This window comes from Massilia sp. YIM B02443, assembly GCF_030411955.1.
Taxonomy (GTDB): Bacteria; Pseudomonadota; Gammaproteobacteria; order Burkholderiales; family Burkholderiaceae_D; genus Telluria.
In genome coordinates this window covers 55,862-79,957 of the sequence record NZ_JASNRA010000007.1, presented here as the reverse complement: position 1 = coordinate 79,957, position 24,096 = coordinate 55,862, and the positions used below count along the sequence as shown (strand labels likewise).

At 64.9% G+C, this 24,096-nt stretch carries 25 protein-coding genes and 1 riboswitch; of the genes, 18 read left to right on the top strand and 7 right to left on the bottom strand.

Annotated features, from left to right (window positions below; all coding sequences use genetic code 11):
- Nucleotides 1–26 precede the first annotated feature (26 nt).
- Complete coding sequence (locus QPK27_RS09550; protein WP_290417992.1) at nt 27–860, bottom strand: undecaprenyl-diphosphate phosphatase; 834 nt, start codon at nt 858–860, stop codon at nt 27–29.
- A gap of 278 nt (nt 861–1,138) precedes the next feature.
- On the opposite strand from QPK27_RS09550, the gene QPK27_RS09545 reads away from it, so the two are divergent.
- On the top strand, nt 1,139–1,546 hold the full coding sequence (locus QPK27_RS09545; protein WP_290417991.1) for a hypothetical protein: 408 nt from the start codon (nt 1,139–1,141) through the stop codon (nt 1,544–1,546).
- 24 nt (nt 1,547–1,570) lie between these two features.
- Here the strand turns inward: QPK27_RS09545 and QPK27_RS09540 are convergent, their stop codons facing one another.
- Nucleotides 1,571–1,846, bottom strand: coding sequence for a YkgJ family cysteine cluster protein (locus tag QPK27_RS09540; RefSeq protein ID WP_290417990.1), 276 nt, complete (start codon nt 1,844–1,846; stop codon nt 1,571–1,573).
- 119 nt (nt 1,847–1,965) lie between these two features.
- Here QPK27_RS09540 and QPK27_RS09535 point away from each other — a divergent pair, with 119 nt between their 5' ends.
- From QPK27_RS09535 to QPK27_RS09515, 5 genes are all read left to right on the top strand, one after another.
- Nucleotides 1,966–2,856, top strand: coding sequence for an SDR family oxidoreductase (locus QPK27_RS09535; protein ID WP_290417989.1), 891 nt, complete (start codon nt 1,966–1,968; stop codon nt 2,854–2,856).
- Nucleotides 2,857–2,970: 114 nt separating this feature from the next.
- Entirely contained in the window at nt 2,971–3,612 is a 642-nt protein-coding gene (locus tag QPK27_RS09530) for a TetR/AcrR family transcriptional regulator (RefSeq protein ID WP_290417988.1), read from the top strand.
- Nucleotides 3,613–3,984: 372 nt separating this feature from the next.
- Nucleotides 3,985–4,638: a protein-L-isoaspartate O-methyltransferase gene (locus QPK27_RS09525; protein ID WP_290417987.1), complete on the top strand. Its 654-nt coding sequence runs from the start codon at nt 3,985–3,987 to the stop codon at nt 4,636–4,638.
- Between the two features lie 16 nt (nt 4,639–4,654).
- Nucleotides 4,655–4,978 (top strand): rhodanese-like domain-containing protein, encoded by a 324-nt coding sequence (locus tag QPK27_RS09520; protein WP_290417986.1) that lies wholly within the window; start codon nt 4,655–4,657, stop codon nt 4,976–4,978.
- Nucleotides 4,979–5,017: 39 nt separating this feature from the next.
- Nucleotides 5,018–6,376 carry a TolC family outer membrane protein gene (locus QPK27_RS09515; RefSeq protein WP_290417985.1) on the top strand — a complete coding sequence of 453 codons (1,359 nt, stop codon included), beginning with the start codon at nt 5,018–5,020 and terminating at the stop codon, nt 6,374–6,376.
- Nucleotides 6,377–6,472: 96 nt separating this feature from the next.
- On the opposite strand, the gene ribB is transcribed toward QPK27_RS09515, so the two are convergent.
- The 4 genes from ribB to QPK27_RS09495 all read right to left on the bottom strand — a co-directional run bounded on the left by ribB (nt 6,473) and on the right by QPK27_RS09495 (nt 8,847).
- Nucleotides 6,473–7,120, bottom strand: coding sequence for a 3,4-dihydroxy-2-butanone-4-phosphate synthase (ribB, locus tag QPK27_RS09510; RefSeq protein ID WP_290417984.1), 648 nt, complete (start codon nt 7,118–7,120; stop codon nt 6,473–6,475).
- Between the two features lie 113 nt (nt 7,121–7,233).
- Nucleotides 7,234–7,380, bottom strand: a riboswitch (FMN riboswitch).
- Between the two features lie 144 nt (nt 7,381–7,524).
- Nucleotides 7,525–7,938 (bottom strand): lactoylglutathione lyase, encoded by a 414-nt coding sequence (gene gloA / locus QPK27_RS09505; RefSeq protein ID WP_290417983.1) that lies wholly within the window; start codon nt 7,936–7,938, stop codon nt 7,525–7,527.
- A 152-nt stretch (nt 7,939–8,090) separates the two neighbouring features.
- On the bottom strand, nt 8,091–8,522 hold the full coding sequence (locus tag QPK27_RS09500; RefSeq protein ID WP_290417982.1) for an OsmC family protein: 432 nt from the start codon (nt 8,520–8,522) through the stop codon (nt 8,091–8,093).
- Nucleotides 8,523–8,535: 13 nt separating this feature from the next.
- On the bottom strand, nt 8,536–8,847 hold the full coding sequence (locus tag QPK27_RS09495) for a hypothetical protein (protein WP_290417981.1): 312 nt from the start codon (nt 8,845–8,847) through the stop codon (nt 8,536–8,538).
- A 158-nt stretch (nt 8,848–9,005) separates the two neighbouring features.
- On the opposite strand from QPK27_RS09495, the gene QPK27_RS09490 reads away from it, so the two are divergent.
- The 10 genes from QPK27_RS09490 (at nt 9,006) to QPK27_RS09445 (ending at nt 19,897) form a co-directional block, all read left to right on the top strand.
- On the top strand, nt 9,006–9,917 hold the full coding sequence (locus QPK27_RS09490) for a DUF3667 domain-containing protein (RefSeq protein ID WP_290417980.1): 912 nt from the start codon (nt 9,006–9,008) through the stop codon (nt 9,915–9,917).
- A gap of 130 nt (nt 9,918–10,047) precedes the next feature.
- Nucleotides 10,048–10,962, top strand: a complete 915-nt coding sequence (locus QPK27_RS09485) for an NAD kinase (protein ID WP_290417979.1) — start codon at nt 10,048–10,050, stop codon at nt 10,960–10,962.
- A 68-nt stretch (nt 10,963–11,030) separates the two neighbouring features.
- Nucleotides 11,031–12,695 (top strand): DNA repair protein RecN, encoded by a 1,665-nt coding sequence (gene recN / locus QPK27_RS09480; protein WP_290417978.1) that lies wholly within the window; start codon nt 11,031–11,033, stop codon nt 12,693–12,695.
- Nucleotides 12,696–12,822: 127 nt separating this feature from the next.
- A complete protein-coding gene (locus QPK27_RS09475; RefSeq protein WP_290417977.1) occupies nt 12,823–13,251 on the top strand; it encodes an organic hydroperoxide resistance protein in 429 nt (142 codons plus the stop codon).
- 134 nt (nt 13,252–13,385) lie between these two features.
- A complete protein-coding gene (hemH, locus tag QPK27_RS09470; protein WP_290417976.1) occupies nt 13,386–14,489 on the top strand; it encodes a ferrochelatase in 1,104 nt (367 codons plus the stop codon).
- A 188-nt stretch (nt 14,490–14,677) separates the two neighbouring features.
- Nucleotides 14,678–15,250, top strand: a complete 573-nt coding sequence (grpE, locus tag QPK27_RS09465; protein WP_290417975.1) for a nucleotide exchange factor GrpE — start codon at nt 14,678–14,680, stop codon at nt 15,248–15,250.
- A 124-nt stretch (nt 15,251–15,374) separates the two neighbouring features.
- Entirely contained in the window at nt 15,375–17,324 is a 1,950-nt protein-coding gene (gene dnaK, locus QPK27_RS09460) for a molecular chaperone DnaK (protein ID WP_290417974.1), read from the top strand.
- 122 nt (nt 17,325–17,446) lie between these two features.
- Nucleotides 17,447–18,580 carry a molecular chaperone DnaJ gene (dnaJ, locus tag QPK27_RS09455; RefSeq protein ID WP_290417973.1) on the top strand — a complete coding sequence of 378 codons (1,134 nt, stop codon included), beginning with the start codon at nt 17,447–17,449 and terminating at the stop codon, nt 18,578–18,580.
- Between the two features lie 272 nt (nt 18,581–18,852).
- On the top strand, nt 18,853–19,551 hold the full coding sequence (gene can / locus QPK27_RS09450) for a carbonate dehydratase (protein WP_290417972.1): 699 nt from the start codon (nt 18,853–18,855) through the stop codon (nt 19,549–19,551).
- Complete coding sequence (locus QPK27_RS09445) at nt 19,502–19,897, top strand: nucleotide pyrophosphohydrolase (RefSeq protein WP_374047041.1); 396 nt, start codon at nt 19,502–19,504, stop codon at nt 19,895–19,897. The genes can and QPK27_RS09445 overlap by 50 nt, the downstream gene beginning before the upstream one ends.
- Nucleotides 19,898–19,987: 90 nt before the next feature.
- Here the strand turns inward: QPK27_RS09445 and gabD are convergent, their stop codons facing one another.
- Nucleotides 19,988–21,442 (bottom strand): NADP-dependent succinate-semialdehyde dehydrogenase, encoded by a 1,455-nt coding sequence (gene gabD / locus QPK27_RS09440; RefSeq protein WP_290417970.1) that lies wholly within the window; start codon nt 21,440–21,442, stop codon nt 19,988–19,990.
- A gap of 192 nt (nt 21,443–21,634) precedes the next feature.
- Here gabD and QPK27_RS09435 point away from each other — a divergent pair, with 192 nt between their 5' ends.
- Together QPK27_RS09435 and QPK27_RS09430 are read left to right on the top strand one after the other, a co-directional pair.
- Nucleotides 21,635–23,005: a S41 family peptidase gene (locus QPK27_RS09435; protein WP_290417969.1), complete on the top strand. Its 1,371-nt coding sequence runs from the start codon at nt 21,635–21,637 to the stop codon at nt 23,003–23,005.
- A 258-nt stretch (nt 23,006–23,263) separates the two neighbouring features.
- Nucleotides 23,264–24,022: a gamma-glutamyl-gamma-aminobutyrate hydrolase family protein gene (locus QPK27_RS09430; RefSeq protein ID WP_290417968.1), complete on the top strand. Its 759-nt coding sequence runs from the start codon at nt 23,264–23,266 to the stop codon at nt 24,020–24,022.
- Nucleotides 24,023–24,096 lie beyond the last annotated feature (74 nt).

Sequence of the window (24,096 nt, the reverse complement as noted above, 5' to 3'; positions counted from 1 at the left end):
AATTCTAATGGGATAGGGCGCCCGGATCATTCTTTCCAGAGGACCAGGCCGAAATGGCCGGTCACGAGCACCAGGATACCGAATACGATACGGTACCAGGCGAAGATCGTGAAGTCGTGCGAACTGATGTAACGCAGCAGCCAGCGCACGCACAGGAAGCCGGCGATGAAGGCCGAGACGAAGCCGAGGCCGAACAGCGGCACGTCGTTCAGCGACAGCAGCTCGCGTTCCTTGTAGACGGAGTATACCGTGGCGCCCAGCATCGTGGGCATCGCCAGGAAGAACGAGAATTCGGTGGCCGCCTTGCGCGACAGGCCGAACAGCATGCCGCCGATGATGGTCGAGCCCGAGCGGCTGGTGCCCGGAATCAGCGCGAAGCACTGGGCAAAGCCGACCTTGACCGCATCGAGCAGGGTCATGTCTTCGGCCGTCTCGACCCGCGCCGCGGTCGGGTAGCGGCGGTGATGGCGCTCGACCAGCAGGATGATCACGCCGCCGACCACCAGCGCGATCGCCACCGGGATCGGGTGGAACAGCACCTCGGTGATGGTGGCGCTGAACAGCACGCCGGCAATCGCCGCCGGGAAAAATGCCGCGATTACATTGCGCGCGAAGCGCTGCTGCACCGGGTCCGATCCCAGGCCGCGCACCACGCGCGCGATGCGCGCCCGGTATTCCCACACCACCGCCAGCACGGCGCCGAGCTGGATCACGATCTTGAACACGGTTGCCTTGGTGCCGGTGAAGTCGAGCAGGTCGCCGGCCAGGATCAGGTGTCCGGTGGACGAAATCGGCAGGAATTCCGTGAAGCCCTCGACCAGGCCCATGATGATCGCCTTGATGGCGAGAACAATATCCATGAAAACTATGTGATGTGGAAGTGATCTGTGGAGGCGGACTGTGCAATGACCGTACAGCAAACTGCACGGCGAACTGCACAGCAGCGTACGGTGCGGGCTCGAAGCTTACCATGAGCACGGCTGCAAACTGAGCCGTAACTCTGAGTTGTGCAAGATTTTAAGACAGGCGCTGGAGCCGCGCATGACCTTGGCGGCCCCGCTTCGTTACATTTTTGGGCTTGCGCATGAGACGAAAACGCGTGCTACACTCAATTCATGAGCACGACGACACTCACGCAATGAGTCTTATCTTAGTCATCATCCTTGCTGCACTTGCCTGGGCAGCATTTCATGACTGGCAACTTCCCAATGCCTTGCGCTACCGCCCGTTCCAGGGCCGGGTCTGGCGCTCTTCCTTCCCTTCCGCTTCCCGTAAAGACATCCGCGATTTCCTGTCCGTATTCGGCTCGGCCTGCGCCTTCGGCGACTGCGACCGCCTGCACCTGCGTCCCGACGACCAGGTGCTGGGTGTGGTGCGCGCCGGCCGTCCTTCGCGCTGGCAGCCCGAAGCCTCGCACGTCGAGCCGCTGGCGCGCGCCCTGCGCGAGCGCTATGGCGTGCTGCTGGACGACATCTGGCACGACGGGCTGACCCTGGGCGGACTGTTCCAGCGGGTGCAGCAGGCGCGCGGCCGGCCGGCGCTCTGAGCGTTGGCCGAGGCGCAGGCGACCTTACGGCGCCGTCGCCCGTTCCAGTTCTCCCAACCACTGGATCGCCTGCTCGCGGTTTTCCCCGCACATCTCGCGCGACGGCTGCAGCCCGCCACAAAACGCCGGGCGCTCCGGCTTGCCGAAAATGCGGCAGCGCTCGTCTTCCCCCAGCTGCACGCAGCGCACGCCCGCCGGCTTGCCATTCGGCATACCGGGAATCGGGGTGGTGATCGAAGGCGCGGTGCAGCAGGCGCCGCACTGCGGGCGGCAGTCGAAGGAGTCGTGCGTGGAGGTCATGGCGTGGGCGGATGGAAGCGGCCACAGTATACAGGTGAACGCAGCATCTTAAGCGGGCGCTTCGCCACCCCCGATCCTGCTAAGTTGTGTCCATCGACGATGCACGCAACGGAGTCTCCATGTCCAGTCCGCTCAAACCCCTGAACCGCCAGGTGCTGGTGATCACCGGCGCCACCAGCGGGATCGGGCTGGCCACCGCCCACGACGCGGCGCGCCAGGGCGCCTGCCTGGTGCTGGCCGCGCGTGGCGGCGACGTGCTGGACGCGGTGGTGAGCGGCCTGCACGCCAAGGGCGCGCAAGTGATCGGCGTGGTGGCCGACGTGTCGCAGCGCGCCGACGTCGAGGCCATCGCCCAGGCCGCGGTGGGGCGTTTCGGCCGCATCGACAGCTGGGTCAACAACGCCGGCAGCACCATCTACGGTCGCCTGGACGAGGTGTCGGAAGACGACAGCCGGCGCCTGTTCGACATCAATTTCTGGGGCATGGTGCACGGATCGCTGGTGGCGCTGCCGCACCTCAAGCGCCAGGGCGGGGCATTGATCAATGTTGGCAGCGAAGCGTCGGAACTGGCAATCCCGCTGCAGGGCATGTATTCGGCCAGCAAGCATGCGGTGAAAGGGTTTACCGACGCGCTGCGCATCGAGGTCGAGCAGGTCGACCAGGCGCCGGTGTCGATCACCCTGATCGAGCCGACCGCGGTCGACACACCGCTGCCGCAGCACGCGCGCAACTACATGGAGCGCGAGCCGAAGCTGCCGTCGCCGCAGATCGACCCGCACCAGGTCGCGGCCGCCATCCTGCACGCGGCGGTGATGCCGATGCGTTCCGTGCGCGTCGGCCTGATGGCCGGCATCGACACCGCGGTCGAAAAGCTGCTGCCGGGCCTGGCCGACCGGGTGTCGGTAATGCAGGTGCCGCGCCAGCAGGCCGATGGTCCGCCGCGCAATCCCGAAGGCAGCCTGTACCGTTCGCGCGCCGACGGGCGTATTTATGGGCCGGGCAGTGCGTGAAAATGCATATCATTGTCACACGGCCTGGTAGTTTCGTTTGCACAACGATGGCTTGACTGGGCCATGTCGCCCAGTCTATATTGGTTGTTCCTTAGATAATTTCTGGGCCGGAAGATGGACTGCCAACTCGACAGCAAACCACGCTGGGAGCGGCGCAAGCAGGCGCGTCCCCAGGAATTGCTGGCCGCCGCGATCGACCTGTTCGTCGAGCGCGGTTTCGCCGCCACCCGCCTGGAAGACGTGGCGCGCCGCGCCGGGGTGTCGAAAGGCACCCTGTACCTGTATTACGCCAACAAGGAAGACTTGTTCAAGGCCGTGGTGCGCCAGAGCATCGTGCCGGTGCTGGGCGACGCCGAGACCTCGGTGGCCGAGTTCGAAGGCCACAGCGCCGACCTGCTGCGCGAGCTGATCCTGGCCTGGTGGCGCCGGCTGGGCGCGACCAAGGCGTCCGGCATCAGCAAGCTGATCCTGGCCGAAGCCGACAATTTCCCCGAGCTGGCGCGTTTTTATCAAGAAGAAGTCATGAACCGCGGCACGCGCATGATCTCGAACCTGCTCGAGCGCGGCGTGCGGCGCGGCGAATTTCGCGCGCTCGACATCCCGCAGGCGACCCAGGTGCTGATCGCGCCGACCCTGATGCTGTCCACCTGGAAGCACACCATCGCCCCGTGCGAGCGCTGCGAATTGCAGCCCGAAGCCTTCCTCGAAGCCTTCCTCGACATCACCCTGCACGGCCTGCTGCCTGCCCAAAAATAGGGCGCGATACCGTTCTTTCCAGCACCGAATCGCGCCAGACGCCGAATTCCGGCGTTCATCCCCTCCAAATTGCAGACTGTCGCAATTTCCCTCCGGCTCGGATGCGCATCGTTAAGATGTGCTTCTGTTCCTTCAAACTTACGTAAAACTATTCACAATCAGCTTTACCGTTGAATTCCTGCTTCATCGAAGCTGGTTTCACCCTTCAATGTTGTAGGGCCAGAGCCTTCTTCTCCACAGGCTGACACGGTGGAACTCACCGCCGTATTTGTAAGACTACACAAATTTGAATGAGTTCCAGGCTAACTATTTAAACCCGAGGCCGTTCAACGATAAAATATCGGATTATTTATTTTTCCACCGAGAATGCAAATGAATATCGAACAAGCCCGCTTCAACATGATCGAACAGCAAATCCGCCCTTGGAACGTGCTGGACCAGGACGTGCTCGACCTGCTGCACGTGGTCAAGCGCGAGCAGTTCGTGCCGCAAGCCTATGAAAACCTGGCCTTCGCGGACGTCGAGATCCCGCTGCCGGGCGGCGAGGCGATGTTCAATCCGAAGGTGGAAGCGCGCATCGTGCAGGAAGTGGCGGTCAAGAAGCACGAAAACGTGCTCGAGATCGGCACCGGCTCGGGCTATATGGCGGCGCTGCTGGCGCACACCGCACAACACGTGACCACGGTCGAGATTCTGCCGGAAACCGCAGCACTGGCCCAGCAGAACCTGGCCAAGGCCGGCGTCACCAACGTGACCGTGGAAACCGGCAACGGCGCCGAAGGCTGGGCCAAGGGCGCGCCGTTCGACGTGATCGTGGTCTCGGGCGCGCTGCCGGTGCTGCCGGAGTCGCTGGTCAAGAACCTGAAAGTGGGCGGCCGCATGATCGCCATCCTGGGCGAAGCGCCGGCCATGACCTGCCAGCTGATCAAGCGCACCTCGGAAACCGGCCATGACGCGGTCAAGGTGTTCGAGACCATCGCCAAGCCGTTGACGGGCGCGCAGACTCCGTCGCGCTTCACCTTCTGATCGACGGGAGCGGGCGATGCAACAGATGACCGCTCCCGAGTTGGCCGCCTGGCTGGCCGACCCGGCACGCGAGCAGCCGCTGCTGCTCGACGTGCGCGAAAACTGGGAATTCGAGACCTGCCATATCGCAGGCTCGACCCCGATCCCGATGCACCTGATCCCGGTCCGCGTGAGCGAGATCGACGACGACCGCGAGATCGTGTGCATCTGCCACCACGGGGCGCGCAGCATGCAGGTGGCTGCGTTCCTCGAGCGAAATGGATTCAGTAACGTCACCAATCTAACGGGCGGGGTACACGCCTGGGCAGTACAAGTCGATCCTTCGATGCCGAAGTATTGATCTGATCCTCAACTCTTGATGACTCCTGTGGAGACCGCAATGCAGAAACCCCTTATCGCCGTGCTGCTCGCCAGCGCGTGCTTCTCGCTCAACGCCGCTGCGGCCGACCTGATCCAGGTCTACCAGCAGGCATTGGCCAACGACGCGACCTATGCGAGCGCGCGCGCGTCGCTGGCCGCCGGCCGCGAGCGGATCGTGCAGGGGCGTGCGGGCTTGCTCCCGACCGTGGGCATCAGCGGGGCGATCACCAAGAACGACAGCGACTTCGACCCGTGGAACCTGGGCGCCATCGGGACCCTGCCGAACGGCCAGCCGGGCGTGATCGGCGCCAGCGGCTCGAACCTGCGCACCAACGAATACACGCTGGCGCTGCAGCAGCCGCTGTACCGCTGGGACCGCTGGCAGACTTACCAGCAGAGCAAGCTGCAGCAGGCGATCGCCGAAGCGCAGTTTGCCCAGGCCCAGCAAGACCTGATCACGCGCGTGGCGCAAGCCTATTTCGACGTGCTGGCGGCGCAGGACGCGCTGGAATCGATCCGCGCCCAGAAGGACGCCACCACCGAGCAGCTGGCCTCGGCCAAGCGCAATTTCGAGGTCGGCACCCAGACCATCACCGACACCCATGAAGCCCAGGCCCAGTACGACCTGACGCTGGCGCAGGAGTTCGCCGCCGTCAACGACCTGGACAACAAGCGCAACGCGCTGCAGGCGATCATCGGCGCCGCGCCGGCCAACCTGGCCTCGCTCAAGGCGGGCGTGACGCTGGCGGTGCCGCAGCCGGCCAACGTCGATCCATGGGTGTCGTCGGCCGAGAACCAGAACTATGGCGTCACCGTCAGCGAGCTGCAGGTGGAATACGCGCGCCGCGACATCTCGCGCAACCGCGCCGGCCACCACCCGACGCTCGACTTCGTAGCCAGCTCGACCCGCCGCGACCTGAACGGCCAGAGCAGCAGCTCGGGCGTGACCAAGAACAACGCCATCGGCCTGCAGTGGAGCGTGCCGATCTTCAGCGGCTATGCCGTCACCAGCCGCGTGCGCGAAGCGATCGCGCTGGAAGACAAGGCGCGCAACGACCTGGAGGCGACCCGCCGCAACTCGGCGCTGCAGGCGCGCCAGGCCTTCCTCGGCGTGAGCAGCGGCCTGGCCCGGGTCAAGGCGCTGGAAGCGGCCGAGGTGTCGAGCCAGTCGGCGCTGGAATCGAACAAGCTGGGCTATCAGGTGGGCGTGCGTATCAACATCGACGTGCTGAACGCGCAGCGCCAGCTGTTCCAGACCCGTACTGACCTGGCGCGCGCGCGCTACGACACCATCCTCAACGGCCTGCGCCTGAAGGCCGCGGCCGGTTCGCTGCGCGAGGCGGATCTGGTGCCGGTGAACAGCCTGCTGGGCGAATAAGTTTTAGTTCTATCGCGGCAGTGCGCCGTGAATGGATGGCAAAAAGCCCGGAACCAGCATGCTGGCTCCGGGCTTTTTATGTTCCTGCGTCGATGCTTACAGGGCGCGGGTGCGGCGCCACTGGATCAGTTCGGCGATGGTGAGGATCGGGAAGGCGCGTTCTTCGGCGAAGCGTTCGATCTGCTCGCCGCGCATCATGGTGCCGTCCGGATTCATCAGTTCGCACAGCACGGCGGCCGGCTGCAGGCCGGCCAGCTTGGCCAGGTCGACCGAGCCTTCGGTGTGGCCGGCGCGCGCCAGCACGCCGCCCGGGGTGGCGCGCAGCGGGAACACGTGGCCCGGACGCACCAGGTCGTGCGGCTGGGCGTTGCGCGCGATCGCGGCCTGGATGGTCGATACGCGATCAAGCGCAGAGACGCCGGTGGTCACGCCATGGCGGGCCTCGATCGACACCGTGAACGGGGTGCCGTAGCGGCTGCCGTTATCGGCCGCCATCGGCGGCAGCTCCAGCGCGCGCACCTTGTCGTCGGACAGGCACAGGCAGACGATGCCGCTGCATTCGCGGATCATCAGGGCCATGGTTTCGACGGTCAGCTTCTCGGCGGCGACGATCAGGTCGGCCTCGTTCTCGCGGTCGAAATCGTCGAGCAGGATTACCGGCACGCCGGCGCGCATGGCGCTCAGGGCGGCGGCGATGCGGCCTTCCAGGTCATTGCTGTGAAGGGTATGGGTGGGGACTAACATGTGAGACGCTCCTCGCGAAAGTTGGCGAAAAACGCATCAGGGCAAGCGAAAACCATGCGCCCATGCGGCAGCTAAGCGATAACTAAGCAGCCGCGGCAGGGCACAAGGACAGCGCACATCTTCTTTCATCCGGACTATACCGTCGGCCCTGGCATCTCACCAGGTCTGCTGACCCTGCTCATGACAAGCAGGCGCTCGCGGGCTCGACCGTTGCCGGTCATACCGCCGGTGGGGAATCGCACCCCGCCCCGAAGACGTCATTACATTGTGGTTGCCTGTTGGACAGGCGGAAGGGATTGTAGCAGCGCATCGCCATCCTTGCCGGGAGCGGGCCACTTTCTGATGGAGAAGACCAGCCTGCAAACCATCGACCGGATTTGCAGGCAGTCGTCGGGTGATGCGGGTTAGTTGCTCAGCCCGCTACCGCTGGCGTTGTCGGCGCGCTCGATCAGCTCGACCTTGTAGCCGTCCGGATCGGTGATGAAGGCGATCACGGTGGTGCCGCCCTTGACCGGGCCCGGCTCGCGCGTGATGTTGCCGCCGGCGGCGCGCACCTGTTCGCAGGTGGCGTAGATGTCTTCGGCCGAGATCGCGATGTGGCCGTAGGCGGTGCCCATGTCGTAGCTGTCGGTGCCCCAGTTGTAGGTCAGCTCGAGCTCGGCGTGGTCCGGGTTGCTGCCGTAGCCGAGGAAGGCCAGGCTGTACTTGTACTCGGGATTCTCGCTGGTGCGCAGCAGTTTCATGCCCAGCACCTTGGTGTAGAAGTCGATGGAACGTTGCAGGTCGCCGACCCTCAACATGGTATGCAGGATGCGCATTGGTGTTGTCCTATTGGTGTTTCGGAAAACGCCATTTTATGCGTTCAGCGCAAAGCGTGCCGAAGGCGACCGGCAAACCGGACCGGGAAGGTTCGGCGGCTGCATGCCGCCGCGGGCAGGGCGCCCGTGGCGGCGTACAGCGCAGCCGGCGCTCAGCTTTCCAGCCTGGCGTCGAGCGTGATCCTGGCGTTCAGCAGCTTCGACACCGGGCAGTTTTCCTTGGCCGTGGTGGCTGCCTTGTCGAAGGCTTCCTGGCTGGCGCCCGGGATCTTCGCCACCAGGTCGAGGTGGACGGCGGTGATCGAGAAGCCGCCTTCGACCTTTTCCATCGACACGGTGGCCGTGGTGCGCAGCTCGTCGGCGGTGAGGCCGGCCTGGCCCAGCTGGCCGGACAGCGCCATCGTGAAGCAGCCGGCGTGTGCGGCGCCGATCAGTTCTTCGGGGTTGGTACCGGGCGCATCTTCGAAGCGGGTGTTGAAGCCGTAAGGCTGGTCCTTCAGCGCGCCGCTGCCGGTCGAGACCTGGCCCTTGCCATCCTTGATGCCGCCGCTCCAGACGGCGCTGCCATTGCGTTTGATCGTCATGCGTTGTCCTTTCTTATCGGTTTTGACCCGGTTCGGAATCGACCGAATCGTGATCGCGCATTGCCTGATGGCGGTCCGGCTGCGGCTTGGCCTGGCCGGCCGCTTCCGGGTTCGGATTCACCGCCTGCGAAATGCCCGGCGTGCCACGCGCTTCGGTATCCACCAGGCCCTGTTCCAGGTCCTTGGCGGCCTGCTTGATGATGCCGCGCGGCGCCTGGTCCTGGGCGTCGGGCGACTCGTCGCGTTCGTGCGGCTGTCGTTTGACGCCGTCATTGCTCATCGGTTCCTTGGTATTGACGAACCGGTCTTTGGTTTCGGTCACCATGTTGCGCTCCTCCTATGTTTCTGTCGGTTTCATCGTAACCGGGTGCGCATGAAACGGTCGCGCAATTGAATGAGAAGCAACACAGTGACTATTGGTGATGCTTTCTTGCAATTAAATCGCTACCATGGCTGCTTCACTGTCTTGACGCAACTTGCCCCGTGACTTCCGAGACCTTGTCCCACCATGATGCTTGCGCGGCCTGCCGCAACTGCGGCGCCGCCACCGCCGGCAATTATTGCCAGCACTGCGGCCAGGCCACCCACCTGCACGTGCCGAGCGCGCGCGAATTCCTGCACGAATTCATCGCCCATTACGTGGCGCTGGAGGGCAAGCTGTGGAAGTCGCTAGGCAAGCTGATCGCCAGGCCCGGCTTCCTGACGCGCGAATACATCGAGGGCCGGCGCGTGCGCTACCTCGAGCCGCTGCGCCTGTATCTCACCTTCAGCATCATCTTCTTTGCGATCTTCAAGCTGAGCAATGTCGAGGTGGTGCAGTTCGAAGATGGCACGCCGGCCCGCGCCGCCGCGCTGGCCGAGGGACGCCTGAAGGACACCTTGTTCGGCCCGGCTTCGCCCAAGCAGGCGGCCAATATGGAGCGGGCCATGCAGCAAGTGGTGGAAAAGGCGAGGGGGATGCATCCGGTGCTGGGCGACAAGGTGGCGCAATTCGCCGCGCTGACGCCGGCAGCGCAGCGCGCCGCATTCAAGCAGGCTTTCTACAGCTACACGCCGTACGCGATCTTCGCCATGCTGCCGCTGTTCGCGCTGTACCTGAAGATCTTGTACTTGGGCAGCGGACGGCGCTATGGCGAGCATTTCCTGTTCGGCCTGCACACCAACGCTTTTGCCTTCCTGATGCTGTCGGTCATGGTGCTGCTTCCCACCGGCTGGGATTTCGTGCGCTTCATCCTGACGTTGTGGCTGCTGTTCTACCTGCCGATCGCGATGCGTCGCGTGTATGGCGGCAGCCGCTTGAAGACCTGGCTGCGCTGGCTGGTGCTGATCTTCGCGCATGTCATCTCCCTGAGCTCGGCAGTCATGACGGTGATGGGCCAGGTGCTGCTGGCCTGAACTTGCAGGGTGAGGGCGGCGCCAAGTATACTGTTCATCCATACAGTAATTGCAGAGCGCCGTTATGGCAGCCGCAGGGATTATCGGTTAATCTCCAGCGTGTCGTTAACCCTCAACCGCCGAGACCGTTATGCCCGCTTCGCCTGCTTCGCCACAGAACACGCAACAGATCATCGCGCTCGTGGTGCGGCACAACACGGCCGGCGTCGAAGAGCCGGTCGGCCGCATCCAGGCTTTCCTCGAGGAGGCCGGTTACCGCGTGGTGTTCGAGCAGGACACGGCGGCGCACCTGCAGATGAAAGGCCTGGAGTCGATGACCGTGGCCGAGATCGGCCAGCAAGCCAAGATCGCGATCGTGGTCGGCGGCGACGGCACCATGCTCGGCATCGCGCGCCAGCTGGCCGAATACGATATCGCCCTGATCGGCATCAACCAGGGCCGGCTCGGCTTCATCACCGACATCCCGCTCGACAACATGCTGCCGGCGCTGGGCGAGATCCTGCAGGGCCGCTCGCGCGCCGAAGAACGCACCTTGCTCGAAGCGCGCGTGATGCGCGGCGGCGAGCAGATGTTCTGCAGCGTCGCCGTCAACGACGTGGTGGTGGCGCGCGGCACCGGCGCCGGCATGGTCGAACTCAAGCTCACCGTCGACGGCCAGTTCATGTACAACCAGCGTTCGGATGGCCTGATCGTCTCGACCCCGACCGGCTCCACCGCGTACGCGCTGTCGGCCGGCGGCCCGCTGCTGCATCCGAGCCTGGGTGGAACGGTGCTGGTGCCGATCGCGCCGCATGCGCTGTCGAACCGCCCGATCGTGGTGCCCGACACCAGCGAGATCGTGGTCGAGCTGGTCAGCGGACGCGACATCAGCGTCAACTTCGACATGCAGACGTTTACCAGCCTGCAGCTGGGCGACCGCATCGTGATCTCGCGTTCGCCGCACACGATCACCTTCCTGCATCCGCTCGACTGGAGCTACTACCACACGCTGCGCCAGAAGCTGCACTGGAACGAATACCCGACGGGCGACGGCAGGCTCAAGTAAGCACCCGCACCTCGCTCAGTTGCCAACAGATCGTCACAAGACCGCCAACCCCGGAGACCCGATTTTTCATGCTGCGCACACTTACCATCCGCGACTTCGTCATCGTCGACACCATCGAACTGGAGTTCTCGCACGGCTTTTCGGTGTTCACAGGCGAGACCGGCGCCGGCAAGTCGATCCTGATCGACGCGCTGCAACTGGCGCTGGGCGGGCGCGGCGACGCCAGCATGGTGCGCGAGGGCGCGGCCAAGGCCGACATCACGGCCGACTTCGCCCTGACCGAGGCGGCAACGCAATGGCTGCAGGAGCATGAATTCAATACCGACGAAGGCGGCGCGCTGCTGCGCCGCGTGATCGACAACGCCGGCCGCTCCAAGGCCTACATCAACGGCGTGGCCGCCACCGCGGCGCAGTTGCGCGAGCTGGGCGACATGCTGGTCGACATCCACGGCCAGCACGCGCACCAGTCACTGTTGAAACCCGACGCCCAGCGCGCGCTGCTCGACAACCAGATCGCGGTGCGCGACCCGGCCGCGCGTGCCGAAGCCCAGCAAGTCTCGCACTCCTGGCGCAGCTGGCGCGCGCTGGTGCGCCAGCGCGAGGAATACGAGACCAACGCCAAGAACGTGCTGATCGAGCGCGAGCGCCTGGAGTGGCAGGTGAGCGAACTGGATAAACTCGCGCCGAAGGCCGGCGAATGGGTCGAGATCAGCAATGAGCACAGCCGTCTGTCGCACGCCGCCAGCCTGCTCGAAGGCGCGCAGGAAGCGTTGGGCGCGATCTCGGAATCGGACCATCCGATCCTGTCGCAGCTGTCCTCGCTCAACGCCAAACTCGGCAAGCTGGTCGACATCGACGCCCAGCTGCAGGGTGTGCTCGACTGCATGGAGCCGGCGCGCATCCAGCTGCAGGAAGCCGTGTCCGAGCTGAACAACTACATCGACAAGGTCGAGCTCGACCCGGGCCGCCTGCGCGAAGTCGACGCCCGCATGGAAGCGCTGCACAGCGCCGCGCGCAAGTACCGCGTCACGCCCGAGGAGCTGCCCGACGAACACGCGGCGCTGGCGGCCAAGCTGCGCCAGCTGGCCGACGCCACCGACATCGACGGCTTGCGCAAGCAGGAAGACAAGGCGCGCGCCGCCTACATGGAGGTGGCGGCGAAGCTGTCGGCGCGGCGCACCAAAGCCGCGGCCGAACTCGGCACGCAGGTGACGGCGGCGATGCAGGAACTGAGCATGAGCGGCGGCAGTTTCGCCGTGGCCCTGGTCGGCGGCGAGCCGGGCGCGCATGGTCTCGAGCAGGTCGAATTCCTGGTGGCGGGGCACGCCGGCGTGGCGCCGCGTGCGCTGGCCAAGGTGGCCTCGGGCGGCGAACTGGCGCGCATCTCGCTGGCCATTTCGGTGATCACCTCGAATGCGACCACGGTGCCGACCCTGATCTTCGACGAAGTCGACACCGGCATCGGCGGCGGCGTGGCCGAGGTGGTGGGACGCCTGTTGCGGCGCCTGGGCCAGCAGCGCCAGGTGCTGTGCGTGACCCACTTGCCGCAGGTGGCAAGCCAGGCCAACCAGCACTTCCAGGTGGCCAAGGGCACCACCGGCGAAGGGCGCACCGTGTCGCGCATCGACGTGCTCGACAGCCGGGCGCGGGTGGAAGAGGTGGCGCGCATGCTGGGCGGGATCGAGATTACCGAGACCACGCGCAAGCACGCAAGGGAGTTGCTGGCGTCGTAAGCGCGCGGGCGCGCATGCCGTGGTCATGCAAGCGTCATCCACCGTTCGCCATTCTGTGGCAGAGTCGTCATCGGTCAGCCGGTCCAGCCGGCGTCGATCCCTGACAATCCATGGAAAGGACATCCGCATGAGCATCGACAAAGTTATCTACCGCGCCCAGGCCACCTCGCAAGGCGGCCGTGAAGGCACCTCGAAAAGTTCCGACGGCGTACTTGACCTGAAACTGTCGACCCCCAAGGAACTAGGCGGAGGCGGCGGTTCCGGCACCAACCCGGAGCAGCTGTTCGCGGCCGGCTACTCGGCCTGCTTCATCGGCGCCCTGAAGTTCGTCGCCGGCCAGGCCAAGGTGGCGCTGCCGCAAGACCTGAGCGTGACTGGCGACGTCGGCATCGGCCCGGTGCCGACCGGCTTCGCGATCGAAGTCGACCTCACCATCAAGGCCCCCGGCATGGACCAGGCCCAGCTGCAGGAGCTGGTCGACAAGGCCCACGTCGTGTGCCCGTACTCGAACGCCACCCGCAACAACATCGACGTGCGCCTGCACGTGAGCACCTGATTCGTCAAAATCGGCGCGCGCCGTGGCGGCACCGCCACGGTTGCGGCGCCAGGATGGCGTGCGCGCGGCCACCGGCCTGCGTGCCGCGCAGCCCCCACATATAATGCATGAGTCTTGTCAGCGATCATCTCCTCATGCCATTTCGTAAAGAACCTCCCCATACCCACGGCGCCGTATCGCGCAGCGCGATCGTGCTGGTCAACCTCGGTACGCCCGACGAACCGACCCGCGCCAAGGTGCACACCTACCTGAAGCAGTTCCTGTCCGATCCGCGCGTGGTCGAGATCCCGGCGCGCATCTGGTGGTTCATCCTGAACCTGTTCATCCTGCCGTTCCGTTCCGGCCAGTCGGCCGCCAAGTACCGCACCATCTGGACCCGCGAAGGTTCGCCCCTGCGCGTATTCACGGCGCAGCAGGCGGTCAAGCTGCAAGCGATGCTGGCCGAGCGCGGCCACCACGATGTGCAGGTGGCGATGGCGATGCGCTACGGCTCGCCCGCGCTGCCCGACGTGCTCGACCGGCTGAAGGAAGAGGGCGTCGACCGCATCGCGATCCTGCCGTCCTACCCGCAGTATTCCGGCACCACCACCGCCTCGATCTGGGACGCCGTCTTCAATCACTACAAGCACGTGCGCAACATTCCCGAGCTGCGCCTGGTGAAGCACTACCACGACCACGAAGCCTATATCGAGGCGCTGCGCGCCAACGTGCAGGCGCACTGGGATGCGCACGGCCGCGGCCAGAAGCTGGTGCTGAGCTTCCACGGCACCCCCAAGCGCACCCTGGAGCTGGGCGATCCGTATTTCTGCGAATGCCAGAAGACCGGCCGCCTGCTGGCCGCCGCTCTGGGCCTGGGGCCGGACGAGTACCTGGTGACGTTCCAGTCGCGTTTCGGCAAGGCCGAATGGCTGCAGCCGTATACCGCGCCGACGGTGCAGGAGCTGGCCCGCGCCGGCGTCGAACGCATCGACGTGATGTGCCCGGGCTTTACCAGCGACTGCCTGGAAACGTTGGAAGAGATCTCGATGGAAGTGCGGCACGATTTCGAGACCGCCGGCGGCAAGGAATTCCACTACATCCCTTGCCTGAACGCTTCGCCGGCCTGGATCGTTGGCATGGCCGAGATCGCCGAGCAGCACCTGATCGGCTGGCCGACCATCCTGACCCCGGCCCAGGTCGAGGCGCGTCGCCAGGACGCGCAGATCGGCGCCGCCAATGCCGCACGCCTGGGCGCCTGATCCTTGCTCGTTGACAACCTGCTAAAATACCCTGCTGTCAATGCAGGGTTGGCAGGCTTTCCCATGCTGCATATGGCTTTCTTGCAATTCCCCTTGAAATTGTAGGAGATCGCCCCATCTGGGGCGCTGTGTATCAGTCAGGATACGTTTCCAACTCAGCCAAGTCCTTGATTCCAGGAGTATTTTCGATGCAAGACCAAAAAAACGAAGAGGTGATCAACCAGCAGGAAGGCGTGCAACCAGCCGCTGACACTGCTGCTGACGCTGCTCCGCAAGCCGCCGCGCAGGCTGCTGCCGCCGAACCCGGCCTCGAAGAACAGCTGAGCGCCACCGAAGCCAAGCTGGCCGAAATGCACGACGCCTTCATGCGCGCCAAGGCCGACGCGGAAAACATCCGCCGCCGCGCCCAGGAAGACGTCAGCAAGGCCCACAAGTTCGCCATCGAAAGCTTTGCCGAAGCGATGGTGCCGGTGCGCGACAGCCTGGAAATGGCGCTGAAGGTCGAAGCCCCGACGGTGGAGTCGATCAAGGAAGGCGTCGAAATGACCCTCAAGCAGCTCACCAGCGCGTTCGAGAAGAACCGCCTGGTCGAAGTGATGCCGCAAGCGGGCGACAAGCTCGACCCGAACAAGCACCAGGCCGTGGCCGTGGTGCCGTCCGAGCAGGAAGCCAACACCGTGGTTGCCGTGCTGCAGAAGGGCTACATGATCGCCGACCGCCTGCTGCGTCCGGCCATCGTGACCGCGGCAGCGCCGAAGTAATCAGGACGAATGCGGGGCATTCAGCCCTTCGGTGCGTGATTTAACTGAACCGCACTTGAAACCGCGCTCCCGCTTCCCAATATTGAATCCATCAGAAATCCACAAATACTAAAAGGAACACATCATGGGCAAAATCATCGGTATCGACCTGGGCACCACCAACTCCTGCGTCGCCATCATGGAAAACGGTACCCCGAAGGTGATCGAGAACGCCGAAGGCGCGCGCACCACGCCGTCGATCATCGCTTATCAGGAAGATGGCGAGATCCTGGTCGGCGCACCGGCCAAGCGCCAGGCCGTCACCAACCCGAAGAACACCCTGTTCGCCGTCAAGCGCCTGATCGGCCGTAAGTTCGAAGAAAAAGAAGTGCAGAAGGATATTTCCCTGATGCCTTACGCGATCACCAAGGCCGACAACGGCGACGCCTGGGTCGGCGTGCGCGACAAGAAGCTGGCGCCGCCGCAGATCTCGGCCGAAGTCCTGCGCAAGATGAAGAAGACCGCCGAGGACTACCTGGGCGAAGAAGTCACCGAAGCCGTGATCACCGTGCCGGCCTACTTCAACGACTCGCAGCGCCAGGCGACCAAGGACGCCGGCCGCATCGCGGGCCTGGACGTCAAGCGCATCATCAACGAGCCGACCGCGGCCGCGCTGGCATTCGGCCTGGACAAGACCGACAAGGGCGACCGCAAGATCGCCGTGTATGACCTGGGCGGCGGCACCTTCGACGTCTCGATCATCGAAATCGCGGACGTGGACGGCGAGAAGCAGTTCGAAGTGCTGTCGACCAACGGCGACACCTTCCTGGGCGGCGAAGACTTCGACCAGCGCGTGATCGACTACATCATCGACGAATTCAAGAAGATCAACGGCCTCGACCTGTCGAAAGACCCGATCGCCCTGCAGCGCATCAAGGCCTCGGCCGAGCGCGCCAAGATCGAACTGTCGTCGTCGCAGCAGACCGAGATCAACGAGCCGTACATCGCCATGGCGAACGGCGCGCCGGTCCACCTGAACCTGAAGATCACCCGCGCCAAGCTGGAAGCGCTGGTCGAAGAGCTGATCACCAAGACCATCGAGCCATGCCGCGTCGCCATCAAGGACGCCGGCGTCAAGGTCTCGGACATCGACGACATCATCCTGGTGGGCGGCATGACCCGCATGCCGATGGTGATGGACAAGGTCAAGGAATTCTTCGGCAAGGATCCACGCCGTGACGTCAACCCGGACGAAGCCGTCGCCGTTGGCGCCGCGATCCAGGGTTCGGTCCTGTCGGGCGAGCGCAAGGACCTGCTGCTGCTGGACGTGACCCCGCTGTCGCTGGGCATCGAGACCCTGGGCGGCGTGATGACCAAGATGATCCACAAGAACACCACGATCCCGACCAAGTTCTCGCAGGTGTTCTCGACCGCCGACGACAACCAGCCGGCCGTGACCATCAAGGTGTACCAGGGCGAGCGTGAAATCGCGGCCGGCAACAAGGGCCTGGGCGAATTCAACCTGGAAGGCATCCCGCCGGCAGCACGCGGCACCCCGCAGATCGAAGTGACCTTCGACATCGACGCCAACGGCATCCTGCACGTCGGCGCCAAGGACAAGGCCACCGGCAAGGAAAACAAGATCACCATCAAGGCCAACTCGGGCCTGTCGGAAGAAGAAATCCAGAAGATGGTGAAGGACGCCGAGCTGAACGCGGAAGAAGACAAGAAGGTCAAGGAACTGGCCGAAGCGCGCAACCAGGGCGACGCCCTGGTGCACTCGACCCGCAAGTCGCTGGGCGAGTACGGCGACAAGCTGGAAGCCGGCGAGAAGGAAAAGATCGAAGCGGCGATCACCGACCTGGAAGGCGCGATCAAGTCGGGCGACAAGTCGGACATCGACGCCAAGACCGCGGCCCTGTCGGAAGCGGCCCAGAAGCTGGGTGAGAAGATGTATGCCGACATGCAGGCGCAGCAGGCAGGCGGCGCAGGTGCGGCCGGCGCGGCAGGTGGTCCGGGCGCGGGCGAGCAATCGGCCAAGCAGGACGACGACGTGGTCGACGCCGACTTCAAGGAAGTGAAGGACGCCAAGTAAGCGTCTTTGGCGCGGAAGTGAATCACTTCCGCGCACGGGCCGAGCCGAGACCTTCACCGGTTCATCGGCTCGGTTTTTTTGGTTTAAAGAATTCCGTTAGTAGATAACTTTAGGTGCCGACCATGGCAAAGCGTGATTTTTACGAGATCCTCGGGGTCGCGAAGGGTGCGTCGGAAGACGAGATCAAGAAGTCGTATCGCAAGCTCGCGATGAAGTACCACCCTGACCGCAATCCGGACAACAAGGAAGCGGAAGAGAAGTTCAAGGAGGTGAAGGAAGCCTACGAGATGCTGACCAATCCGGAGAAGCGCGAAGCGTATGACCGCTACGGTCACGCCGGCGTCGATCCGAACAGCGGCATGGGCGGCGGCTTCGGCGGCGGCGCGGGCGGCTTCGGCGACGCGTTCGGCGACATCTTCGGCGACATCTTCGGCGGCGGGCGCGGTGGCCGCGGCGGCGGCGGTCCGCAGGTGTACCGCGGCGCCGACCTGCGCTACAACCTCGAGATCACGCTGGAGCAGGCGGCGCACGGCTTCGACACCACCATCCGCGTGCCGAGCTGGGACAAATGCGACACCTGCCACGGCAGCGGCGCCAAGCCGGGCACCCAGCCGGTGACTTGCACCACCTGCGCCGGCCACGGCCAGGTGCGCATGCAGCAGGGCTTCTTCAGCATCCAGCAGACCTGCCCGAAGTGCCACGGCAGCGGCAAGATCATCCCGGAACCGTGCGCAGCCTGCGGCGGCGCCGGACGCATCAAGCGCAACAAGACGCTGGAAGTGAAGATCCCGGCCGGCATCGACAACGGCATGCGCATCCGCTCGTCGGGCAACGGCGAACCGGGCACCAACGGCGGGCCGCCGGGCGACCTGTACGTCGAGATCCACATCAAGCAGCACGCGGTGTTCCAGCGCGAAGGCGACGACCTGCATTGCGAGATGCCGATCTCGTTCAGCAAGGCCGCGCTGGGTGGCGAGATCGAGGTGCCAACGCTCACCGGCAAGGTGTCGTTCACGGTGCCCGAAGGCACCCAGACCGGCAAGACCTTCCGCCTGAAAGGCAAGGGCATCAAGGGCGTGCGCTCGGGCTACGTCGGCGACCTGTTCTGCCACGTGGTGGTCGAGACCCCGGTCAAGCTGACCGACAAGCAGAAAGACCTGCTGCGCGAGCTCGACCGCCTGACGGTCGAAGGCGGCGCCAAGCACAGCCCGCAGAGCAAGAGCTTCATGGACAAGGTCAAGGACTTCTTCGAGTAAGTCGCCATACCGAACCGCCGACGGCGCCAGCCCTCGGCGGTTTTTTTTCGTCCGGCGTGCGGTGGCGGGCATGCGCGGTGAATGACGGCGGCCGGCAGTCGTCGTGACCTTGCCATCAGCCTGCGCCCGCGAACGCTGTTACACTTCACGTCTTTCCGGAATTTTTCAGCGCGTTTTCAAGCGCATTCCAGCATCAGCGCCATCACGCCCGCATCAGACGGGCAGGGCAACGTCCGCCTGCGGACGGCAACATCAAATACAAAGGAATCACGATGGACCAACACAAGACCACGGGTTTGACTGCGGAAGAACTGTTCGAGCGTAACCGCAACTGGGCTGCCGGCATGGTGGCCGAAGACCCGAACTTCTTCAAGGCGCTGTCCGAACAGCAAGCCCCGGAATACCTCTGGATCGGCTGCTCCGACAGCCGCGTGCCGGCCAACGAACTGCTGGGCATGGCGCCAGGCGAACTGTTCGTGCACCGTAACATCGCCAACGTGGTCGTCCATTCGGATCTGAATTGCCTGTCGGTGCTGCAGTTCGCGATCGACGTCCTGAAGGTCAAGCACATCATCATCTGCGGCCACTACGGCTGCTCGGGCGTGCACGCGGCGCTGACCGACATCCGCGTCGGCCTGGCCGACAACTGGCTCGGCCACGTGCGCGACGTGCGCGAAAAGCACGGCCAGTACCTGGGCAACGTCAGCGGCCGCGCCGCCACCAACCGCCTGGTCGAACTGAACGTGGCCGAGCAGGTGATCAACACCGCCCACACCACCATCGTGCGCGACGCCTGGGAACGCGGCCAGCCCTTGACCATCCACAGCTGGGTGTACGGCGTGCACGACGGCCTGCTGCGCGACCTGGGCATCACGGTCAGCAGCTTCGACGAGATCGCGCCCAAGCTCGACCGCGTGCTGAATGGCTACCTGGACAACGGACAGGTGCGCGAGGAACGCCGTGGCCAGTGACCTGGCGCGCCTGCGCGCGCTGGTCCGCGAATTCGTGGACGAGCGCGATTGGGACCAGTTCCATACGCCCAAGAACCTGGCGTCGGCCCTGACGGTCGAGGCGGCGGAGCTGCTGGAGCATTTCCAGTGGCTGCAGTCCGGCCGGGTCGAGGAACTCGGTCCGGACAAGCTGGCCGAGGTGCGGCACGAGATGGCCGACGTGCTGGTCTACCTGGTGCGCATCGCCGACAAGCTCGACGTCGACCTGTTCGCGGCGGTGGAAGAGAAGATGGTGCTCAACCGCGCCAAGTATCCGGCCGAGCTGGTGCGCGGCGATGCGCGCAAGTATTACGAGTACAAGAAGTAAGGCAGAAGGTAGGGTGGACCGGGGCGCGCAGCCGGGTTTCCCGTCCACGCGTCCAACCGCTCCAGCCCAGTCGTCAGGCGCGCACCCGGCTCAGATCCCGCCCATGCAGATGTACTTCACCACCAGGTAATCGTCCATCCCATAGGTCGATCCTTCGCGCCCCAGCCCCGACTGCTTGACCCCGCCAAACGGCGCCACCTCGCTCGAGATCAGCCCCGTGTTCACGCCCACCATCCCGGTCTCGATCGCCTCGGCCACGCGCCACACGCGTCCGATATCGCGCGCATAGAAGTACGAGGCCAGCCCGAACTCGGTATCGTTGGCCAGCTTGATCACCTCTTCCTCGGTCTTGAAGCGGAACAGCGGCGCCAGCGGCCCGAAGGTTTCCTCGCGCGCCACCACCATGTCGGTGGTCACGTCCGCCAGCACGGTCGGCTCGAAGAAGCTGTGTCCCAGCGCGTGACGCTTGCCGCCCACCAGCACGCGCGCGCCCTTGCCCAGTGCGTCCTCGATGTGCTGCTCGACCTTTACCACCGCCTTTTCTTCGATCAGCGGCCCGGTGGTCACGCCGTCCTCGACGCCGTTGCCGACCTTCAGCTTGCCCACCGCGGCGGCCAGCTTGCGCGCGAATTCGTCGTACACGCCGTCCTGCACGTACAGGCGGTTGGCGCAGACGCAGGTCTGGCCGGCATTGCGGTACTTGGATGCGATCGCGCCTTCGACCGCGGCGTCGATGTCGGCGTCGTCGAACACGATGAACGAGGCGTTCCCGCCCAGTTCCAGCGACAGCTTCTTGACCGTCGGCGCCGACTGTTCCATCAACAGCCGTCCGACCGGCGTGGAGCCGGTGAAGCTCAGTTTGCGCACAGTGGGGTTGGAGGTCATCTCGCCGCCGATCGCTTTCGCGTCGCCGATCACCACGCTGAACACGCCGGGCGGTACGCCGGCGCGCTCGGCCAGTTCGGCCAGGGCCAGCGCCGACAATGGCGTCAGCTCGGCGGGTTTCAGCACGATCGGGCAGCCGGCGGCCAGCGCCGGGGCGACCTTGCGGGTGATCATCGCGGCCGGGAAGTTCCACGGCGTGATCGCGGCGCACACGCCGATCGGCTCCTTGGTGACGATCATGCGGCTGTGGGCCCAGGGCGAGGCCAGGGTCTCGCCGGCGATGCGCTTGGCTTCCTCGGCGAACCACTCGAAGAACGAGGCGGCATACTGGATCTCGCCTTTCGCTTCCTTGAGCGGCTTGCCCTGCTCGAGCGTCATCAACAGCGCCAGGTCGTCGGCGTTTTCCAGCATCAGGTCGGACCACTTGCGCAGGATGGCGGCGCGTTCCTTGGCGGTTTTCTTGCGCCAGGCCGGCCAGGCGGCGTTCGCGGCCTCGATCGCGCGCCGAGTCTCGGCTGCGCCCATGTGCGGCACGCGGGCAATGGTCTCGCCGGTGGCGGGGTTGAGGACGGCGACCGTTTCGCCATTGTCGGCGTCGATCCAGGCGCCGTCGATATAGGCCTGCTGGCGCAGCAGGGAGGGGTCTTTCAGGTCAGGCATGGGACTCCTTGTCCGTGAGATAGGGGAAGGGGTGAGAAGTCCATGGTAGACCTTTTTGCCGAAGCGCGTGCAGGGCGGCCCCGGTTTGCCGGTGCAGCCTGTACCGCGAAAACGCCGCCCTGTCGCAGAGCGGCCGGGCCGGCGCGGGCGTCCGTTTACACTGAACTCATCAATACGAGAGGAGATCTGCGCATGGCAAACCGTATCATTTCCCGGGCCGTATTGGCGGCCGCCCTGACCGGCACGGCCGCAAGCAGTCTTGCGCAAACGCCAGGCAAGGCGAGCGACTTCGACGCCCGCCTGTTCGATTCGCCCGCGCTGGCCACGCCCTACCGCGACAACCTGAGCGACGACGAAAAGGTGGCCGGCCTGTCGAAGTTCTGGTCCGAGGTGAAGTACAACTTCGTCTACGTCGACAAACTCAAGCAGCTCGACTGGGACCGCCTGTACCTGGAATACCTGCCCAAGGTGCGCGCTACCGCCAGCACCGCCGAGTACTACCGCGTGCTGGCCGAGCTGTGCGCGAAGCTGCAGGATGGCCACACCAACGTCTATGCGCCCGCGCAGCTGGACGACGAGACGATGGCGCGGCCGCTGTTGAGCACCTGGCTGGTCGAAGACCGGGTGCTGCTGCGCCAGGTGTTCGACCCGGCCCTGATCAAGCAAGGCCTGGCGCCGGGTGTCGAGATCGTGGCGGTCGACGGCGAACCGGCGCGCGCCTATGCCGGCCGGGTGCTGGCGCCGGGCGTGAGCGCGTCGACCCCGCAAGACCTGGACAACCGCATCTACGGCCTCGAATTTTTGATGGGCTCGCTCAAGGATGCGGCGCCGCGCCTGACCCTGCGCGACGCGGCCGGCAATACCTTCGAGCGCGCCGTGCCACGGGCGAGCTGGGAACGCTTCGTCGCCGCGCGCGGGCGAGCCGAACCGTTCGAGCTGCGCATGCTGCCCGGGAACGTCGCCTACGTGGCCCTGAACAGCTTCCGCGACGATCGGGCGGCCGACGCTTTCCTGGCCGCGTTCGACCGCATCAAGGGCGCCTCGGCGCTGGTGATCGACGTGCGTGCCAACAGCGGCGGCAATTCCTCGGTCGGCTACCGCGTGCTGCAGACCCTGGCCGACAAGCCGTTCCAGCCCGGCAAATGGGCGACGCGCCAGTACCTGCCGGCCTACCGCGCCTGGCAGCGCCCGCTGCCCGATCATGAACAGGTGGGCGAAGCACGCGCGCCCGACCCCGCGCACCACTTCGGCAAGCCGGTGGCGGTGCTGACCTCGGGCGCCACCTATTCGGCGGCCGAAGACTTCGCGGTGGCATTCGACGCCATGCGGCGCGGCATCCTGGTCGGCGGCGCCACCGGTGGCAGCACCGGCCAGCCACTCAAGGTGGCGCTGCCGGGCGGCGGTATCGCACGCATCTGCACCAAGGCCGACACCTACGCCGACGGCAGGCGCTGGGTCGGCAAGGGCATTGCGCCGGACGTGGTCGCAACGCCGACGGTGTCTGATGTCCGGCAGGGGCGTGACACCGTGCTGGAAACGGCGCTCGTTCACTTGCGCAAATAATTTATTTCGTGAAATTTTGTTTCACGGAAACCTGATTGAAGAGAGGAAATTTCACGATGGCGTGCAGTCGTGTGGGCACTTCTTGCGGGTTCCGTTAAAATTTTGACATGGAATCGTATTTATAAAACAGACCGGCAGGAGCGGCGCGCGGCACCTGAAAAGTGGTGCGCCCGGTTCGGTCTGGATTAAAGGCCATTCGCGCCGGGACCTGGATTATTCGCATGAGGGTCCCGCCGCCTCATCGGAAGGACACTGCCCATGCGCCCCATCGTCATCGTTCCCGCCTGCACCCGTGATTTCGGCGAACACCCGTATCACGCCGCCCAGCACAAGTATGTCGACGCCGTCACCCTCGGCGCCGACTGCACCTCCTTGATCCTGCCGTCGTTCGGCGAGTCGCTCGACCTGGAAACCATTTTCGGCACCATCGACGGCATCATGCTGACCGGTTCGGCGTCGAACGTGCACCCAAGTTACTACTCCGAAGAAGTGCTGGACCCGTCATTGCCGCAAGACCCGTGGCGCGACCAGACCACCTTGCCGCTGATCCGCGAAGCGGTGCGCCGTGGCGTGCCGATCATCGCGATCTGCCGCGGCTTCCAGGAGATGAACGTGGCGCTGGGCGGCAGCCTGCACCAGGCGGTGCAGGCGGTGCAGGGCAAGTTCGACCATCGCGAGAATCCCGAGCTGGGCATGGACGAGCAGTATGGCGACGCCCACAACGTCACCCTGTGTCCCGGCGGCATGCTGGAATCCATCCTCGGCGTGAAGGAAATCCCGGTCAATTCGCTGCACGGCCAGGGCGTGAACGAACTGGCGCCCGGGCTCACGGTCGAAGCATTGGCCGAAGATGGCCTGGTCGAAGCTTTCACCGTGTCGACCTCGCCGGGCTTCACGCTGGCGGTGCAGTGGCATCCCGAATGGCGTATCCAGCACAATCCGTATTCGATGAAGATGTTCCGCGCGTTCGGCGACGCTTGCCGCGCCTACCGCGAACAGCGCCGGAGCGGCGCATGATCCTCTCGAGAACCGGCTCTCCTGCCGCACGCATCCGGCGCGCCGCTCTGCGCACCTTCGATCAACGACAGTGA

Coding starts and splice junctions, on each gene's coding strand:
- QPK27_RS09550 (WP_290417992.1), bottom strand. CDS start 860: ATGGATATTGTTCTCGCCATCAAGGCGATCATCATGGGCCTGGTCGAG.
- QPK27_RS09545 (WP_290417991.1), top strand. CDS start 1,139: ATGAGTCTTATCTTAGTCATCATCCTTGCTGCACTTGCCTGGGCAGCA.
- QPK27_RS09540 (WP_290417990.1), bottom strand. CDS start 1,846: ATGACCTCCACGCACGACTCCTTCGACTGCCGCCCGCAGTGCGGCGCC.
- QPK27_RS09535 (WP_290417989.1), top strand. CDS start 1,966: ATGTCCAGTCCGCTCAAACCCCTGAACCGCCAGGTGCTGGTGATCACC.
- QPK27_RS09530 (WP_290417988.1), top strand. CDS start 2,971: ATGGACTGCCAACTCGACAGCAAACCACGCTGGGAGCGGCGCAAGCAG.
- QPK27_RS09525 (WP_290417987.1), top strand. CDS start 3,985: ATGAATATCGAACAAGCCCGCTTCAACATGATCGAACAGCAAATCCGC.
- QPK27_RS09520 (WP_290417986.1), top strand. CDS start 4,655: ATGCAACAGATGACCGCTCCCGAGTTGGCCGCCTGGCTGGCCGACCCG.
- QPK27_RS09515 (WP_290417985.1), top strand. CDS start 5,018: ATGCAGAAACCCCTTATCGCCGTGCTGCTCGCCAGCGCGTGCTTCTCG.
- ribB (WP_290417984.1), bottom strand. CDS start 7,120: ATGTTAGTCCCCACCCATACCCTTCACAGCAATGACCTGGAAGGCCGC.
- gloA (WP_290417983.1), bottom strand. CDS start 7,938: ATGCGCATCCTGCATACCATGTTGAGGGTCGGCGACCTGCAACGTTCC.
- QPK27_RS09500 (WP_290417982.1), bottom strand. CDS start 8,522: ATGACGATCAAACGCAATGGCAGCGCCGTCTGGAGCGGCGGCATCAAG.
- QPK27_RS09495 (WP_290417981.1), bottom strand. CDS start 8,847: ATGGTGACCGAAACCAAAGACCGGTTCGTCAATACCAAGGAACCGATG.
- QPK27_RS09485 (WP_290417979.1), top strand. CDS start 10,048: ATGCCCGCTTCGCCTGCTTCGCCACAGAACACGCAACAGATCATCGCG.
- recN (WP_290417978.1), top strand. CDS start 11,031: ATGCTGCGCACACTTACCATCCGCGACTTCGTCATCGTCGACACCATC.
- QPK27_RS09475 (WP_290417977.1), top strand. CDS start 12,823: ATGAGCATCGACAAAGTTATCTACCGCGCCCAGGCCACCTCGCAAGGC.
- hemH (WP_290417976.1), top strand. CDS start 13,386: ATGCCATTTCGTAAAGAACCTCCCCATACCCACGGCGCCGTATCGCGC.
- grpE (WP_290417975.1), top strand. CDS start 14,678: ATGCAAGACCAAAAAAACGAAGAGGTGATCAACCAGCAGGAAGGCGTG.
- dnaK (WP_290417974.1), top strand. CDS start 15,375: ATGGGCAAAATCATCGGTATCGACCTGGGCACCACCAACTCCTGCGTC.
- dnaJ (WP_290417973.1), top strand. CDS start 17,447: ATGGCAAAGCGTGATTTTTACGAGATCCTCGGGGTCGCGAAGGGTGCG.
- can (WP_290417972.1), top strand. CDS start 18,853: ATGGACCAACACAAGACCACGGGTTTGACTGCGGAAGAACTGTTCGAG.
- QPK27_RS09445 (WP_374047041.1), top strand. CDS start 19,502: ATGGCTACCTGGACAACGGACAGGTGCGCGAGGAACGCCGTGGCCAGT.
- gabD (WP_290417970.1), bottom strand. CDS start 21,442: ATGCCTGACCTGAAAGACCCCTCCCTGCTGCGCCAGCAGGCCTATATC.
- QPK27_RS09435 (WP_290417969.1), top strand. CDS start 21,635: ATGGCAAACCGTATCATTTCCCGGGCCGTATTGGCGGCCGCCCTGACC.
- QPK27_RS09430 (WP_290417968.1), top strand. CDS start 23,264: ATGCGCCCCATCGTCATCGTTCCCGCCTGCACCCGTGATTTCGGCGAA.